15 protein-coding genes and 1 pseudogene are annotated in these 15158 nt (G+C 63.4%); 8 read left to right on the top strand and 8 right to left on the bottom strand.

Annotated elements, in window-relative coordinates; all coding sequences use genetic code 11:
- Positions 1-125 precede the first annotated feature (125 nt).
- Positions 126-1040, top strand: a complete 915-nt coding sequence (locus BJA_RS18055) for a hypothetical protein (protein WP_162494081.1) — start codon at positions 126-128, stop codon at positions 1038-1040.
- Positions 1037-1999, top strand: a complete 963-nt coding sequence (locus tag BJA_RS18050) for a hypothetical protein (protein WP_011086426.1) — start codon at positions 1037-1039, stop codon at positions 1997-1999. The genes BJA_RS18055 and BJA_RS18050 overlap by 4 nt, the downstream gene beginning before the upstream one ends.
- 751 nt (positions 2000-2750) lie before the next feature.
- Here BJA_RS18050 and BJA_RS18045 read toward each other — a convergent pair.
- The 3 genes and pseudogenes from BJA_RS18045 to BJA_RS18035 form a co-directional block, all read right to left on the bottom strand.
- Positions 2751-3738 (bottom strand): annotated as a pseudogene (locus tag BJA_RS18045) (peptidyl-alpha-hydroxyglycine alpha-amidating lyase family protein).
- Between the two features lie 39 nt (positions 3739-3777).
- The gene (locus BJA_RS18040; RefSeq protein WP_011086423.1) at positions 3778-4449 is read right to left on the bottom strand and encodes a 4-carboxy-4-hydroxy-2-oxoadipate aldolase/oxaloacetate decarboxylase; all 672 of its coding nucleotides are present in this window, start codon (positions 4447-4449) and stop codon (positions 3778-3780) included.
- A gap of 96 nt (positions 4450-4545) precedes the next feature.
- Positions 4546-5517 (bottom strand): LysR substrate-binding domain-containing protein, encoded by a 972-nt coding sequence (locus BJA_RS18035; protein ID WP_049823434.1) that lies wholly within the window; start codon positions 5515-5517, stop codon positions 4546-4548.
- 201 nt (positions 5518-5718) lie between these two features.
- Between BJA_RS18035 and BJA_RS18030 the strand changes: the two genes are divergently transcribed.
- The 6 genes from BJA_RS18030 to BJA_RS18005 are packed head-to-tail and all read left to right on the top strand — an operon-like array spanning position 5719 to position 10375.
- Complete coding sequence (locus tag BJA_RS18030) at positions 5719-6477, top strand: SDR family oxidoreductase (protein ID WP_011086421.1); 759 nt, start codon at positions 5719-5721, stop codon at positions 6475-6477.
- A 47-nt stretch (positions 6478-6524) separates the two neighbouring features.
- The gene (locus BJA_RS18025) at positions 6525-6971 is read left to right on the top strand and encodes an acetyl-CoA carboxylase biotin carboxyl carrier protein (RefSeq protein WP_038966196.1); all 447 of its coding nucleotides are present in this window, start codon (positions 6525-6527) and stop codon (positions 6969-6971) included.
- Positions 6971-8326: an acetyl-CoA carboxylase biotin carboxylase subunit gene (gene accC / locus BJA_RS18020; RefSeq protein WP_011086419.1), complete on the top strand. Its 1356-nt coding sequence runs from the start codon at positions 6971-6973 to the stop codon at positions 8324-8326. The genes BJA_RS18025 and accC overlap by 1 nt, the downstream gene beginning before the upstream one ends.
- Complete coding sequence (gene pxpB / locus BJA_RS18015) at positions 8323-8985, top strand: 5-oxoprolinase subunit PxpB (protein WP_011086418.1); 663 nt, start codon at positions 8323-8325, stop codon at positions 8983-8985. Before accC ends, pxpB (BJA_RS18015) begins: the two co-directional genes overlap by 4 nt.
- Complete coding sequence (locus BJA_RS18010) at positions 8982-9965, top strand: biotin-dependent carboxyltransferase family protein (protein WP_011086417.1); 984 nt, start codon at positions 8982-8984, stop codon at positions 9963-9965. The genes pxpB (BJA_RS18015) and BJA_RS18010 overlap by 4 nt, the downstream gene beginning before the upstream one ends.
- The gene (locus BJA_RS18005) at positions 9950-10375 is read left to right on the top strand and encodes an acetyl-CoA carboxylase biotin carboxyl carrier protein (protein ID WP_011086416.1); all 426 of its coding nucleotides are present in this window, start codon (positions 9950-9952) and stop codon (positions 10373-10375) included. Before BJA_RS18010 ends, BJA_RS18005 begins: the two co-directional genes overlap by 16 nt.
- Here the strand turns inward: BJA_RS18005 and BJA_RS18000 are convergent.
- The 5 genes from BJA_RS18000 to BJA_RS17980 all read right to left on the bottom strand — a co-directional run bounded on the left by BJA_RS18000 (position 10368) and on the right by BJA_RS17980 (position 15149).
- Positions 10368-11135 (bottom strand): LamB/YcsF family protein, encoded by a 768-nt coding sequence (locus tag BJA_RS18000; protein ID WP_011086415.1) that lies wholly within the window; start codon positions 11133-11135, stop codon positions 10368-10370. The genes BJA_RS18005 and BJA_RS18000 overlap by 8 nt on opposite strands.
- Positions 11136-11170: 35 nt before the next feature.
- Entirely contained in the window at positions 11171-12148 is a 978-nt protein-coding gene (locus BJA_RS17995; RefSeq protein ID WP_011086414.1) for a biotin-dependent carboxyltransferase family protein, read from the bottom strand.
- Positions 12145-12864 carry a 5-oxoprolinase subunit PxpB gene (pxpB, locus tag BJA_RS17990; protein WP_011086413.1) on the bottom strand — a complete coding sequence of 240 codons (720 nt, stop codon included), beginning with the start codon at positions 12862-12864 and terminating at the stop codon, positions 12145-12147. The genes BJA_RS17995 and pxpB (BJA_RS17990) overlap by 4 nt, the downstream gene beginning before the upstream one ends.
- A 114-nt stretch (positions 12865-12978) precedes the next feature.
- Positions 12979-14073: an ABC transporter ATP-binding protein gene (locus tag BJA_RS17985; protein ID WP_011086412.1), complete on the bottom strand. Its 1095-nt coding sequence runs from the start codon at positions 14071-14073 to the stop codon at positions 12979-12981.
- An 11-nt stretch (positions 14074-14084) separates the two neighbouring features.
- Positions 14085-15149, bottom strand: coding sequence for an extracellular solute-binding protein (locus BJA_RS17980; RefSeq protein ID WP_231166689.1), 1065 nt, complete (start codon positions 15147-15149; stop codon positions 14085-14087).
- Positions 15150-15158 lie beyond the last annotated feature (9 nt).

Raw genomic sequence — 15158 nt, 5'->3', positions numbered from 1 at the left:
GTCCGGCCTCCCTACCCCCCTTCGCGCCCGACAGAAGCGAGAGCACTTCGTTTGCACGGCTGCCGGCACGCGGGTTGGCTGGTATCCCTCCCGATTGGCTTCCGCCGGGCAAGAAGGCTGCCGTCGTGTTCACCATCGACGACGTCCATCCCGGTACCTCTCGCGACAGTTATGAGGCTGGCGGCGACCTCGACCATGGGCAGCTTCGTTTTCTGATCCGCCTGCTGACCGCTCATTCGAAGCTGCGCGCTACTCTGTTCGTGACGGCCGATTGGCGCGCAAAACACCCATCCGTTTCGCACCCGCTGCTGATGCACATTCCCGGTGTGCGGCGTCTTTGGTGCGAATGGAATACGTTGCCCGAAGGCACGATGCGCATCGACAGGTTTCCGCGCTTCATCGAATTCCTCAAGAACCTGCCAAGGGTTGAAATCGGGCTGCACGGCCTCACGCACAACCGCGGACGCCACCCCACGCATCTCGAATACCTGGATGCGAGCGAGGAGGAATGCCGGCGCAGTCTGGCGGGGATCTTCCAAATCTTTCACGCCGCCAACCTGGCGTTCGTGCCGGGAATGTCGCCGCCCGGCTGGTACCTGAGCCATGGACTTGCGAGGGCAATGCGGGACGCCGGCCTGACCTTCGTCGGCTCCTCGCGCGACCTCGTGAGCGCCGTGCATCGTGAAGCGCGGAGCGGTATGAGCGGGCTCACCGGTACGTCACTGATCGCGCCACAATGGATATCCGGTGGATTGTTGAACTTCACGACCAACTATCAGGCGACGTCGACCATCGACCGGGCAAGGTCAATTATCGATCACGGTGGTCTGCTTGCGATCAAGGCGCATGTCATCAAGAGGGCCGGATCCTATGTTGCGCTGGATGGGCTCGGCGATGAATATTGCGATCACCTGCATGCGGTGTTTGATTACCTGGAGACAGTCGGCGAGGACCTCTGGTGGACCAGCATGGGCGAGATTGCCGCGCGCTGCGTTGCGGCGCTGCCGCAGGCATCCATTGGCAAGGCGAATGATCTGTGAAGGTCAGCATCAACCCCGCAGGCTTTGAAGCCGAGCATCTCGCCGCCCTGAACCGATCGTTCGGCGATTGGGGCGACGGGCGCCGCTGGCGGTGGTGTTTTGCGCGGTCATCCTTGTCCGAACCGGCCGATATCGTCGTCGCCGAGGTGAACGGTGCTGCGATTGCTGGAACGGGCATCTCCTATCGGCGAATGATCACGCCCGACGGCGGAACTCTGCTGGCCGGAATCCTGACGGCGGCGTGGTCGCTTCCGGTCAAGTCCGCCCGCGGCGCCTACATGCACGTGATATCGGAAGCGATGCGGCGGATTGCCGAGCGCGGCGGCGCCGTCGCGCTCGGCTTCATGCCGCAGAATAAGTCGAGCGGCCTTCAGCTCCTGCGCGCAGGCGCGATGGCGGCAACCACCGCCTATGTGTCCACGCCCGCTGGCTGGAATGACGGATTGCCGGGCGAATTGAAACCTTGCGTCCTGACGAGCAGTCTCATCGAAGAGCTGTTTCGTCGCGTGAACCGTCGCGCACAACGCGGTCTACGATTCACCTACCCGGATATCGGTGAGTTCAGTGGACAGTTTCTCGAGCGGCCGCATCCCGTCGAGGTGCTCGCGGATGCCAAGGGCGGCTATTTCATTCTCGAACGCTTGTCGCAAGCGATGAACCTGCTTGCGGTCCTTCCGGCCGATGGCGACGCGCGCGCGCCTGGACAGCATCTCATTGATGCGGCCCAGCTTGCCGCCGACCAGAACTCTAAGCTCCTTTCCTATGCATCGAACGAGCATGCTATCGCGGAGGCCGTCGCAGCGGGTCTGGTTGCCAAGCCCGGTTTCATCACCGTGACGATCGCAAACGTGCAAGCACTGTCGGCCGCCGTATCCAACGCGTTGGAAGTGGGCGCTGCAACGAGCACCTGTCTTGCGATGCTGAGGGCTTTCCACGTCGAGAACGGCGATCGGATGTAGCCAGGCGACATTTGCCCGGTCAACGTCGTCCCCGCCTGCTCGGCAGTGCGTTGTCCGCAAGAAAGACCGTTTGAAAAATCAGCTGCTCAAACGGTTTTGCTCGCCAAGCTATTGATTTGGTGGGCTCGAACCTGGGACCCGCTGATTAAGAGTCAGCCGCTCCAATCCCAGGTTTCCGCATCATTGATCTATTAAGCTGCAAGTTCTGCTGCGCGAATGCGGCGCCAGAAAGGGGCGCCCTGCGCCCGCACTTCAGCACGCTTGCTCAGGTTAGATGTCGTAAGATTTTTCTTGATCTCTCGGTGCACACGCCGCGCTCTAACCGATTGAAAAACTTGAACTCTCGCTCCAATCCATCATGGGGGCCGTGGCGAATTTTCGATCTAATTCATTCATTTCATTGATATATTTTGACTTCGACCGATCCTAAGCGTGATTGGACCGATTGAAAAATCTGCTTTGATCAAGCTGTCGCCGATCGGTTCTTGTAGGACGATATGCACAAAATGGAAGCGGAAATCGGCTTTCGGAGTCTCGGTGCACACGGCCTTGCACACACATGCGAAATTGCACGCGACGCTCGCATAACGTGCATCCTGGATCTTCCTGGCATACCGGTTGACGAGATCGGCTCGGTTATACTCATCGAGCGATGTGAGTATAATTCGCGTTCTTATGCCGCACTTTATGCGTCGGCCGTCTGCCTCCAATCGAACCTTCCCCAGCGATGATCGGCTAGCCAGATCGCCCTCTAGCGAGGCACCTCCGCCACGCGCTGCAGCTTCTGCAAGCAGCGCGTGGTGCGAACCACGGTCGGCATGTCCTCGTCAGGAAAATTAGTCTTCCAGTCGGTCACGCCGACCTCGCCGACATACATGTCGCCTTTGGAATCCAGCGCAATGCCATGCGGCGCGAGGAATTTGCCGCTCGCAAGACCGGGGCCATCCTCGCCGCCGAGGCGCGCGATACGCTTGCCCTTGGCGTCCACGATCGACAACCGCGGGCCGAGATTGGGTACCTTGCGGTTGACCGGCATGGCAGGGCCGAGCTCGCCGATCACGAAGGTCGGGCTCTTGCCGCCACCGCAACAGCACAGCGCGCACGGCCGGTGCAGATTGTTCCACTGCGCCTCGTATTTACCGTTGCCGTCGAACACCTGCACGCGATGGTTCTCGCGGTCGGCGACATAGACCCAACCATCGGCGTCGGTGACGATATTATGCACGATGTTGAACTGGCCGGGATCGGTGCCGGGCGCGCCCCAGCTCTTGATTCAGTCTGCCGTCCGGCGTGAATTTGTGGATGCGGGCATTGCCGTAGCCGTCGGAGACGTAGATCTCTCCCTTAGGGGACAGCGCGGTGTGGGTGCAGCGATGGAACGGCTCGCCGCTCATGAACGGCGCGGGCTTTTCGGGAACACCGATCGTCAGTAGCACCTTGCCGTCAGTGGTGCACTTTCGCACGGTGTGGTCGCCGTCATCGGTGCAATAGAGGTTGTCGTCGGCGTCGATGTGCAGGGCGTGCGCGCGGGAGAACAGCCCCTCACCCCAGCTGCGCAGGAAATTTCCGTCGCGGTCGAGCACCACCATCGGATGGGCGCCGCGGTTGAAGACGTAGATGCGGTCGCGGCTGTCGACCGCGACGGAAGCGACGTCGGTGAGCTGCCAGCCATCCGGCAGTTTCGCCCAATTGTCGACGACGCGGTAGCGGTGCTCGCCCGAGCCGAGAATGGCTGACACTCGTTTTCCTGTTGTTACGCGCCTGCGTCGCCTGATCGCTCAGGCGAAGGTGCAGCCCTTGGATTCCAGCACCTTGCCGATGCCGGACAGCTCGAGGATGTTCCCGCCGGCCTTCAGCGCTTTCATCACGTCGGCTTCCTTGTCCTCGCGCGCCGCCGACTTGACGCAGACGTCGGCGATGTTCTCCTTCGGCACGATGACGACGCCATCGTCATCGGCGCTCACGATGTCGCCGGGGCGGACGGCGATCCCGCCGATGACGATCGGCTGATTGATAGTGCCGAGGGTCTCCTTGACGGTGCCCTTCATGCACAGGCCGTAGGAGAAGACGTTGAAGCCGGTGTCGCGCACGGCAAGGCCATCGCGAACGCCCGCATCCGTGACCAGGCCGACGATGCCCTTGGCGACGCAGGCCGTCGCCAGCACCTCGCCGAAGCCGCCCTGCTCGGGATGTTCGCCCGCGCTCACCACGAGCACGTCGCCCGGCTTTGCCAACGAAATCGCCGTGATCAACATCATATTGTCGCCGGGATGGCAGCTCACCGTCAACGCCGGTCCGCAAGCGCGCATCCCGGAATAGATCGGCTTGATGCGGAAGGTCAGCGCACCCGATCGTCCCTGCGCTTCGTGAAGGGTGGACGGAGGAAACTTCTTGATGCGCTCGACAAGCTCGGCGGCGGGCCGATCGAATGTCCTGATTACATGCACCATGGTAACCTCCTTGCGGTCGCGATCTCCGTTACACCTCCATAACCAACCGCCTTTGGGCGGAAAATTCAGATTTTAGGATTGCCGCATCGTGTTTCGTTATGGCTCGTCCTTCGGCTCATCCGGAGGCGACGCTGGGCCACCCGAGGCGATGGCAACCGAGCCGAGCTGGGCCTCGAACGGCCCCCAGGTCTTGACGATGATCTCGAGCAGGATCTTGTAGACGGCGAATGCGGCGTCGGACAACGCGGCATTGTCGGAAATGCATAGCGACATCTGTTGCGAGGCCGACGGCGCGTTGATCCGCCGAATGCAGAGTTCGTCGAGGTTCGGCAACTCCTTTGCGATCGACATGGGCAGCACAGCCGCCCCCACTCCGGCTGCAATCGCCGAAGACAGGGTCGACTGGGAGTGGATCTCGGCGACGATGCGCGGGCGGAGGCCCACCTCGGCGCAGACGCGCTCCACGGTCTGTCGCAGGAAGGATTCCCGATATGGCAGAAGCAGGTCGAATTGTGCGACCTCCGCCGCTGAGACCTCCTCCGGCGGCATCTGCTCCGGATACATGCCGCGGGGCGCGACAAGATAGAAGTATTCGCGCATCAGCGGCTTGTAATCGAGGCCGGTCACCGGGCGCTCGCCGTAAAGGACAGCCATGTCCATGCTCCCCTTCAGCATCATCTCGCTGAGCATGACCCCGGAGCTGTCATAAATGTGCGGCACGATGCCGGGATAGCGTTCGCGGATCTGCGTGAGCAATGGGGTCGCCAGCAACGCCGCCGAACTGAGCGGGGCCAGACCGATCGTGACGTTGCCGGTCAGCTCCGGCTTGTTGTCCAGAATGGTGCGCCTGGCTTCTTCAATCTGCCGCTGGATCGACTTGGAATAGCGGTAGAGGATTCGTCCGGCCTCGGTGGGCTTGACCCCGCGGGCGCTGCGGTCGAGCAGCTTGCACTTGAAATCCGCCTCCAGGCTCGCAATGTGCTGACTCAGTGCCGGCTGCGCAACATTCAGCACCTTCGCCGCGCTCGTCATGCTGCCGAGATCCACGACCTTGATGAAGGCCTCCAAACGTTTCGTATCCAATACGGCCTCTCCGGATATCCAGGCAGGGAGAAATGCAGCAGCAATAGGCTGAAGCTATGGGATCAGAAGGAATTGTTCTTACCACTGGGAACCTGAGGGGCCTATAGCTAGTGCTGAACTCGTCCGCCGCTCGCGTTGCAGCCGACGCCACCAGCGGGTTGGACGGTAGCAGAGGAGCCCTCGCGGATGGGATTTTCGGACTATCGGACGGCCCTGGTGACGGGCGCATCCTCCGGAATAGGGGCTGCGACGGTTCGCCGCCTGAGTGCAGAAGGGCTCGAGGTCTACGCTGTGGCCCGCGACGCCGCTCGCCTCAGCGCCTTATCTGCGGAGACCGGTTGCCGCCCCTGCGCCGTGGACATCAGCGACCTCAATGCGCTTGCGGCATTGGCGAAGTCGGCTGAGTTCGACGTCCTGGTCAACAACGCCGGCCAGTCCCGCCGCGGCAATATTCTGGACACGACGGCAGAGGATGTCGACGCCCTCATCGACGTCAATTTGCGCGCGGTCCTGCATCTGACGCGGCTGATCGTGCCGGGCATGGCGCGCCGCGACCGCGGCCATGTCGTCAACATCTCCTCGATCGCAGGTCACTACGCGTTCGGTGGCGGAAACACCGTGTATCACGCCACGAAGGCTGGCATTCACTCGCTGTCGCAGCAACTGCGCGTCGACCTCTACGGGACCAGGGTTCGCGTCACCGAGATATCGCCGGCCCGGGTCGAGACGGAAGTGTTCGGACGGCTGCTGGGTGATCTGGCCGAAGCCAAGCGCCGCTTCTTTGACGATTATGATGCTCTCCAGCCCGAGGACATCGCCAATTCGATCGCGTTCGCGGTTGGGTCCCCGGCACGCATGAATGTTGCCTTCATGGAAGTCCTGCCGACCCAGCAGGTCGTCGGCGGCCTCAATTTTGCACAGAAGAGCCGGCCGCCGGCCGAGTGACGCATGAACGCCCCGAACTCGACAGGCCGTCAACGCGGAGCGTGACCGTGGACCTCTCCAAAATCGAACAACTGGTCGATCTCGTTACGCGTTCCTCCATCGCCGAGCTGGACCTCACGCAGAACGGCACCCGCATCCGCATCCTCAAGCGCGCGCCTGCGGCCCTGGGTCCGCCTGCAAACCGGGCAGCGGTCGAGGCCCCTGCTCTCGATCATCAGGACAGCCCAGCTCCCGAGGCTGCCGCCGACATCGTGGTGCCGGCGCCGATGCATGGCATCTTCTACCGGGCTGCGGCGCCGGACGAGCCGCCGCTGGTCGAGGTCGGCACGCGGATCGAGGCCGGGCAGAAGATCTGCATCATCGAAGCGATGAAGACCTTCATCGACATCGCCGCCGAGGCGCCCGGCGTCGTGCTTGCGATCCTCGCAGAGGATGGTCAGGAGATCGAGGCCGGGCGGGCTCTGTTCCGGATTGGGCCGGCGGGTTCATCCTGATGTTCGACAAGGTCCTGATCGCCAACCGGGGCGAGATCGCGCTTCGCATCCAGCGCGCCTGTCGGGCGATGGGTCTCAAGACGGTCGTCATTCACTCGGAGGCGGATCGCGACGCACGCTATGTCGCACTCGCCGATGAGGCACTCTGCATCGGGCCGGCGCCGGCAAGCAGCACCTATCTCAACGTTGCGGCGATCCTGCTCGCAGTCGAGGTCAGCGGCGCCCAGGCGATCCACCCGGGTTACGGATTCCTCTCGGAGAGTGCGGAGTTCGCCGATCGGGTCGCGCGCGCCGGCCTCGCCTTCATCGGCCCGCCGGCGGATTGTATTCGGACCATGGGCGACAAGGTCGCGGCCAAGCGCGCGATGCGGCTGGCGGGCGTGCCTTGCGTGCCCGGGCCGGACAGCGCCCTGCCGGAGGATCCGTCCGAGGTGCACGCGATCGCGCGGGACATCGGATACCCCGTCATCATCAAGGCCGCCGGAGGCGGCGGCGGACGCGGCATGCGGATCGTGCGCAGCGAAGGCGCGCTAGACGACGCGCTGGCGCTGACCCGCGCGGAAGCCAGCAAGGCCTTCAAGAACGCTGCGGTCTACATCGAGAAATTCCTCGAAAAGCCCCGCCATATCGAGATTCAAGTGTTGTGCGATCAGCATGACAATCATCTCTGGCTCGGCGACCGCGACTGCTCGCTTCAGCGCAGGAACCAGAAGGTGGTCGAGGAAGCCCCCGCGCCCGGCATCGATCGCGCTCTGATCGAGCGGGTGGGCGCAAGCTGCGTCGAAGCCTGCCGGCGGATCGGCTATCGCGGCGCCGGCACATTCGAATTCCTCTACGAGAACGGCCAATTCTTCTTCATCGAAATGAACACGCGCGTCCAGGTGGAGCATCCCGTCACCGAGGCCACGACGGGGATCGACATCGTCAAGGCGCAGATCCGCATCGCGCAAGGCGAGCCGTTGGGCATCGCGCAAGGCGACATCGCACGTGTAGGCCATGCCATTGAATTCCGCATCAATGCCGAAGACCCCACCACCTTCGCTCCCTCGCCCGGCATGGTGACGCGCTGGGATGTTCCCGGCGGCATCGGCATCCGCGTCGATTCGCATATCACCGCCGGCGCCACCGTTCCCCGGCACTATGACTCGCTGATCGGCAAGCTCATCGCTCATGGTGGCAGCCGCGAGGAAGCTATGGCGCGTGCGCGCGTCGCCTTGTCCGAGCTACGCGCCGAAGGCATCCGAACCAATGTGCCGTTGCATCAGGCGATCCTCGCCGATCCCGCGTTTTGCCGTGGCGGCTACGACATCCACCATCTCGAGCACTGGATGAATGCGCGGGCGGCCGCGCCATGACGGCCCCGGACCGACCGCGGATCAGCCTGCTCGGGACATCGGCCCTCCTGTTCGAGGCACCGGGCGCATTCGACCTGCCGCACCAGCGGCGCATCTGGTCGCTGGCGGCCACTGCATCGAAATGGCCAGGGATCCGCGAGGCCATTCCCGGCATCACCAATTTGATGCTGACCTTCGCTACCCCTCCGCGCGAGCTGGACGCCTTGATCGCCGCTCTCAACGACGGTTGGGACGCGGCGGAAGGCCTCACGATCAGCGGGCGCGAGATCAGGTTGCCGGTCACCTATGGCGGCGAGATCGGATCGTCTCTTCAGTCCGTCGCCGATCATTGCGGCCTGTCTGTCGACGACGTGGTCTCGATCCACGCCGCCCCGCTCTACACGGTGTTCGCGCTCGGCAGCCATCCCGGCTATTGCTATCTGGGCGGCATGGATCGACGCATCACCATGCCGCGCCGTCAGACGCCGCTGCAACGCTCCGCGGGCGGCTCGGTCTCGATCGGCGGATCGCAGACCGGTGTCTCCGCCTCCCCCGGGCCGAGCGGCTGGCACGCCATCGGGCATACGAGCTGGACCTTCTTCGATCCGTCCTGGCCGACGCCAGCCGCACTCGCGCCGGGCGATACGATCCGCTTCGAGATCGAACGGGTGATCCGGTGATCGAGATTGTGTCAGTCACGGGGCCCGCCAGCGTCCAGGATCTCGGCCGCTTCGATCAGTATCGCTTTGGGGTCGGCACGTCGGGTGCGATGGACGATGTCGCCCTGCGGGCCGGCAACATCCTTCTCGGCAACGACGAGAACTCCGCCGGCATCGAAATCCCGATGCTGCCGTTCAAGCTTCGTTTCGGCCGGGACATGGCCTTTGCGCTCACGGGCGCCGATGTCGAGGCGGAGATCGCCGGACGCGTGATCCCGCCATGGTGGCGGTCGCACGCCCGTACCGGCGATATCCTGACCGTCAAGGCAATGCCCCGCGGTGCGCGAAGCTATCTGACATTCGGCGGCGGCATCGACGTGCCCATGGTGCTGGGCTCACGCAGCACGCAGTTTCGCGGCGAGTTCGGCGGCTGGCACGGACGGCCGCTCCAGGCCGGCGACATCCTGTCCTGTACGGCATCCACTGCTACGATCGGTGAGCTCGGGGTCGAGCCCGCCGAGATCACGCTGGTGCGGCCGAACGCTACGCCGGACGAGACCGTCGTCAGGGTCGTGATTGCCGGCGAATATGACGGGTTCGACGCCACCACGCAGGCGCTGTTCTGGTCCAGCAGCTGGAAGATCACGCCGCAGAGCAACCGTTACGGCTACCGCCTGCAAGGCCCCACCGTGAAGCCGGAGGTGCCGATCGAGAAGCGCTCGCACGGCATCGTCCCTGGCGTCATCCAGATTCCACCGAACGGACAGCCGATCATCCAGATGCGCGACGCGCAGACGTCTGGCGGCTACCCGAAGATCGCAACCGTGATCCGGGCCGACTTGTGGCGTGTCGGGCAGGCGCGGCTCGGCGGCAAGCTGCGGTTCGAACAAACGGCTTACACCGATGCGCTGGCAGCCGAGGCCGAGATGTCGGCCTATCTCGATCGGCTCAGGACCAATGTTCACCTTGTCGAGGAGACCAGAACATGCCGATCGAGCTGACTGACATCGCGCGTCTGGCGCAAATCCTCGAAAAATCCGGCGTCGACACCATCGAAATCGAGGAGCCCGGCCAGTCCCTGAAGCTGGTCGTCGACACGGGTCCGCGGATGGCCGCGTCACCGACGCTTGCTGCCCCCGCTGCAGACCATTCCGTCATCGCCAAAGCCGACGTCGCAGGGCATTTCCTTGCGGCTCATCCCTGGCGGGACAAGCCGTTCGTCGCACAGGGTCAACGCATCGAGGCCGGCGCGGTCGTCGGCCTCGTCAAGATCGGGCTCTTGTATGCGCCCATCGTGGCACCGGCCGCCGGCACCGTCGATGCCGTGATCGCGGAGCCTGGCGCAACGGTCGGCTACGGCACGCCGATTGTGCGCATCCGCCCGCTGGCCGGGAGCAGCCCTATCAATTGAGCAGGACAGTTGCGGGCGTGACTTCGCCGCCGCCCTGCTCGATCACGCGGCGCACCGTGCCGGCGAGGTTGACCGATCCGGGCGTGTCGCTGTGGATCAGGATCGAGCGCGCCTCGACCTTGATCGACTTGCCTTCGATGGTCTGCACCGTCCCGCTGTCCAGGAACCGCTTGACCCGCTCGGCCACGGCTTCAGTCGAGGTGACGACCGAGTTGGGAAGCTTGCGGGACACCAGATGGCCGTTCTCGTCATATGCGCGATCAGCCAGGAACAGAGTCAGGGTGCGCAGGCCTACCTTGCGCGCGGCGCGCACGATCTCGGCATCAGGCTGCGAGAACACGATGAAATCGCGATTGATGGTCGCGATCGCGCGGGCGACGACATCAGCCATATCGGGGTCCGCATTGACCATGTTGCCCATCGCAGCATGGAAGCTGACATGGGTCACGCGGTGGCCGGCATTGGCCGCGATCGCCTGCAAGGCACCGATCTGATAGACCATGTGCTTCTCGAGCTCGGCGGCGTCCATCTGAATCACGCGGCGGCCAAATCCGAGAAGGTCGGGCAGGCCCGGATGGGCGCCGACCTCGACCCCCTTCTGCTTCGCCAGGCGAACCATGCGATCCATGATGATGGGATCGCCGGCGTGGAAACCGCACGCCACGTTGGCCGATGAGACGATGCTCATCAGCGCCTCGTCGTCGCAGATGCGATAATTGCCGAATCCTTCACCCATGTCCGAATTGATGCCGATTTTCATGTTCGTACCCTGCTCTTGTTATTGTTGATGTCCACTCAAAGCGCTCGATAGAGATCCGCGGTCGCACGCAACTTCGCGAGGTAGTCGTTGACCGGAGCCATGGCCGCGACCGCGTCCTGGTAGCTCACCTCGCTGAAGGCAATGAACGATCCCGGCGCCGCCTGGCCGAGGCGCCAGAGATCGGCCTGGATCACGGCCGCCATCTTCGGATAGCCACCGGCCGTATTGGCGTCGCTCATCTGGATGATCGGCTCGCCGGCCGGCGGCACCTGCACGACGCCAGCCACCACGCCGTGCGAGCGCATCTCGACCGGCGCATCCAATGTCAGCTTGCCGCCGGTGAGACGGTAGCCGCCCCGGTCGCTCTGGCCGCTGATCTTCCATCGCGTCGACCAGAACGTCGCCCGCATCTCCTCCGAGAACAGGTCGAACTCGCCGGCCCGCATGACGCGTAACCGCAGCCCACGGTCATCCGCCGGAGCGGCGCCTGGAATCGCGACATCCGGCGGCGCCACACCGAAGTCGAAGCGGCCCACGCTGCCGCGCGACGAACTCCCGATCGGCACGACGTCGCCCGCCTGCAAGGTACGGCCCTCGAGCCCGCCGAAGCCGCCGCGCAGATGAGTGCTACGCGAGCCCAGCACGCGCGGAACATCGATGCCGCCGCCGAACGTCGTGTAGACCCGCGCGCCACGTCGCGGCGCGGTGATCGCGAGAACGTCGCCCGCCCTTGCCTGCGTGCACCACCACGGCCGGACGGTTGATCCCGCCAGCGTCGAGTCGTGATCGGCGCCAGTGAGCGCAAACGCAGTATCTGTCTGGAAGCGCAGGCGGAACGGAAAGGTCTGAATCTCGATGCCGGCCGCACCATCTTCATTGCCGAGCAGCGCATTGCCGGCGGCGAGCGCGACGGGATCCATGGCGCCGGACGTGCTCACGCCGAAACGACGCGCGCCGTGGCGGCCAATATCCTGGATGGTGTTAAAGGCGGGGCTGGTCAATATCTCGATCACAGCTCGACCCGATCGATTCTGAATCTGACGCGATCGCCCGGAAGCATCAGGGACGGTTGCTCACTCTGTGGATCGAACATGGTGACCGATGCCCATCCGATCGCGTTCCATCCATTCGGACTTGTCAGCACCGCGACGCCCGTCTGCATCCCGCCGATCGTCACCGAGCCCGCCCGCATGTTGAGCGACGGCACGGATTTGCGCGGCGTGTGAATGCGCGGATCGAGACCGTGGAGATATCCGAAACCCGGCGAACTCGCGACGGCGCACACGGTGTATTCGCCTTCGCTGTGAATCCTGATGACGTCACGCTCGGACAATCCGGCGCGTCTCGCAACCGCCGGCAGGTCGAAGCCGAGCTCCCCGCCGTAGATCACGGGAATTTCGATGAGCTGGCCGTCGGCCTTTCGGCTCGGCACGCGATGCCACAGTTCGACGATCGAGGCGCCGAGCATGCCGATATCCGCCGGCGGCTGCTCGAATACGAGCATCACATTGGTGACGCCGATGACGGCCTCCTGGACGTTGGGCCAGGTAGAAACCGCATCCGCAAGGGCCCAGATGCGGCCCTGCTGGACCAGGTCGAAGTCACCCGGTGCCTCAACCAGCATTGCAAGTGTGCCGATCAGGCTGATCTTCGGACTTTTCTCGATCGTGCCGACAAAAGGGGCGTTGGGCTGATTAATCGACAAAAGGGCCTCGCTGATCGAACGCACGTGGCGCTGCCACCCCTAGATCTAGCCAAGCGGCGCAAGCCGATCCAAGACGATGTTCGTCTGCGGGTATAAGGGATGTCGATTGCCCGCGAGACGTCGCGTTCGTTCCGAGCTTCAGTGACGGGCAATGACGTGATTGCTCGGGGACTCCCATCGCGCGACAACCTCCTCGCCCACGGCGTATCGAAGTCCCGCTTGCTGCGATTGATTCTGCTCGAACACGATGATCTGGCCGCCGCTCGGCGTCTTGAGGTAGTAGTGACTGACAAACCCGCGATAAATGGCCTGGTCGACACGCGCCGTCACGCTATTGGCGCGTTGCGCCGTCGGACTCTGGCCAACGCGCTCGACGAAGATCGCTTCGGGCCTGATCGAGACCATCACATCGCTTGCCGATTGCGTAATCTGGTCGACCTGGAGGCTCAATTCGGGCGAGACACGAATGACCGCTCCGCTTCCGTTTCGCTGCTCGATGAGACCCTCAAACAGATTTGACGCACCGATGAACTGTGCGACGAATTTCGAGGCCGGACGCTGGTAGATTTCGGTCGCCGAGCCGACCTGCTCGAGCTTGCCATCGCGCATCACCACGATCTTGTCGGCCATCGTCAGGGCTTCGTCCTGGTCGTGGGTCACCATGATGGTGGTCAACCCGAGCCTGCGCTGAAGGGCCCGCAGCTCGACCTGCATGCTTTCGCGAAGTCCCTTGTCGAGCGCCCCGAGCGGCTCGTCCAGCAGCAGCATCGCCGGCTCGATCACCAGGGCGCGCCCCAGTGCGACGCGCTGCTGCTGACCACCGGAGAGCTGCGCCGGATAGCGCTTCCCGAAGCTCGACAGCTGGACCAGATTGAGGGCTTCGCCCACCTTCCTTGCGGCAGCGGCCTTGGATATCCCGCGCATCTCGAGACCGAATGCGATGTTCTCCTCGACGGTCAGGTGAGGAAACAGCGCGTAGTTCTGGAACAACATCCCGACGTTGCGGCGGTGCACCGGAACGTCCGTCATCTTCTTGTCGTTCACGAAGACGTCGCCGGATGTCGGACGGATCAGCCCCGCGATCATGCGCAGGCAGGTCGTCTTGCCGCATCCGCTCGGACCGAGCAGCGCAACCATGTGGCCCGGCTCGATCGTGAGCGAGACATCGTCGACCGCGACGGTGCGGTTGTATTCCTTGCTGAGGCGGTCAAGCCTGACTTCGGAAGACCTCATGGCACCCTGCCTTAGCTCGTGAACACCTGATTGTAGCGTTCGAGCCACGGACCGCGGCGCGGAACGATGAACTTCCAGTCCGGCGTGAACAGCCCGAGATCGGTTGCCTTGGTGTCGGGATAGGCAAGGAACTTGGCCGTCTCCGGCTTGAAGTCGATACCGCCCACCGAGGGCGCGCTGAGAGTCTGCTCGGACAGCATCTTGGCGACCGAGGGCTCCAGAATGCGGTTGATCAGGGCACAGGCGAGCTCCGGCTCAGGCGCATTCTTGACCAGCGTCATACTGTTGATGCCGGTGAACGCGCCTTCCTTGGGGAAGGTCATGTCGATCGGCATGCCCTTCGCCGTGTGCGGATAGATCGCCTTCGAATATTCGATGCCGCCGATGGTCGCCTGCCCCTGCGCCACCTGAAGCACCTGCGCCTCGCTGTCGTAGATCGTCAGGACGTTGGGCTTGAGCATTGCGAGCTTGTCCCAGCCGCTATCGACCAGGTATTGCGCCTCCTTCAGCGGCTTGCCCGTCGTGAGCGCCGTCGCCACGATGAGCATCAGCACGCTCTGGGTGTTCTTGGGCGTATTCAGCAGGATCTGCTTGCGATACTTGGCGTCGAAGATCTGCTCGTAGCTCTCGAGCGGCTTCGTCACCTGCGGATTGATGAACATGGCTGCGCTCGAAATCGAGAAGCCGACGCCATAATCCTCCTCGAACAGATAGCGCGGATAGACCTTCGCAAGATTGGGAATCTTGCTCGCGTCGAGCTTGTCGATCAGCCCTTCCTGCTTGGCCTGGGGAATGCCGACGTCGTCCATCATCATCATGCTGAAGCGCGGCGTGTCGCGGGTCGCGCGAAGAGCGGCGATGTTGGAGAGCGTCGCACCTTCGATCGTGAAGACGCGGCACTTGAACTCGGCCTCGAACTTGGGAATGACCTCTTTCTGGATAAGCTTGCCGAGCGCCGAATTGTAGACGCCGACATGCAGTTGCTTGGCATCCTGCGCCGACGCCCGGCTGATGATCGTCGGGAAGGCGATCGCAGATGCACCGGCTTTAATGAGAGTCCTACGTGTCAGCTTCATGGGTCCAAT

The sequence above is a fragment of the Bradyrhizobium diazoefficiens USDA 110 genome, from assembly GCF_000011365.1.
Lineage (GTDB): Bacteria > Pseudomonadota > Alphaproteobacteria > Rhizobiales > Xanthobacteraceae > Bradyrhizobium > Bradyrhizobium diazoefficiens.
Note: the sequence above shows the minus strand (reverse complement) of the source record. Positions and strands in the feature narration are given on the sequence as shown.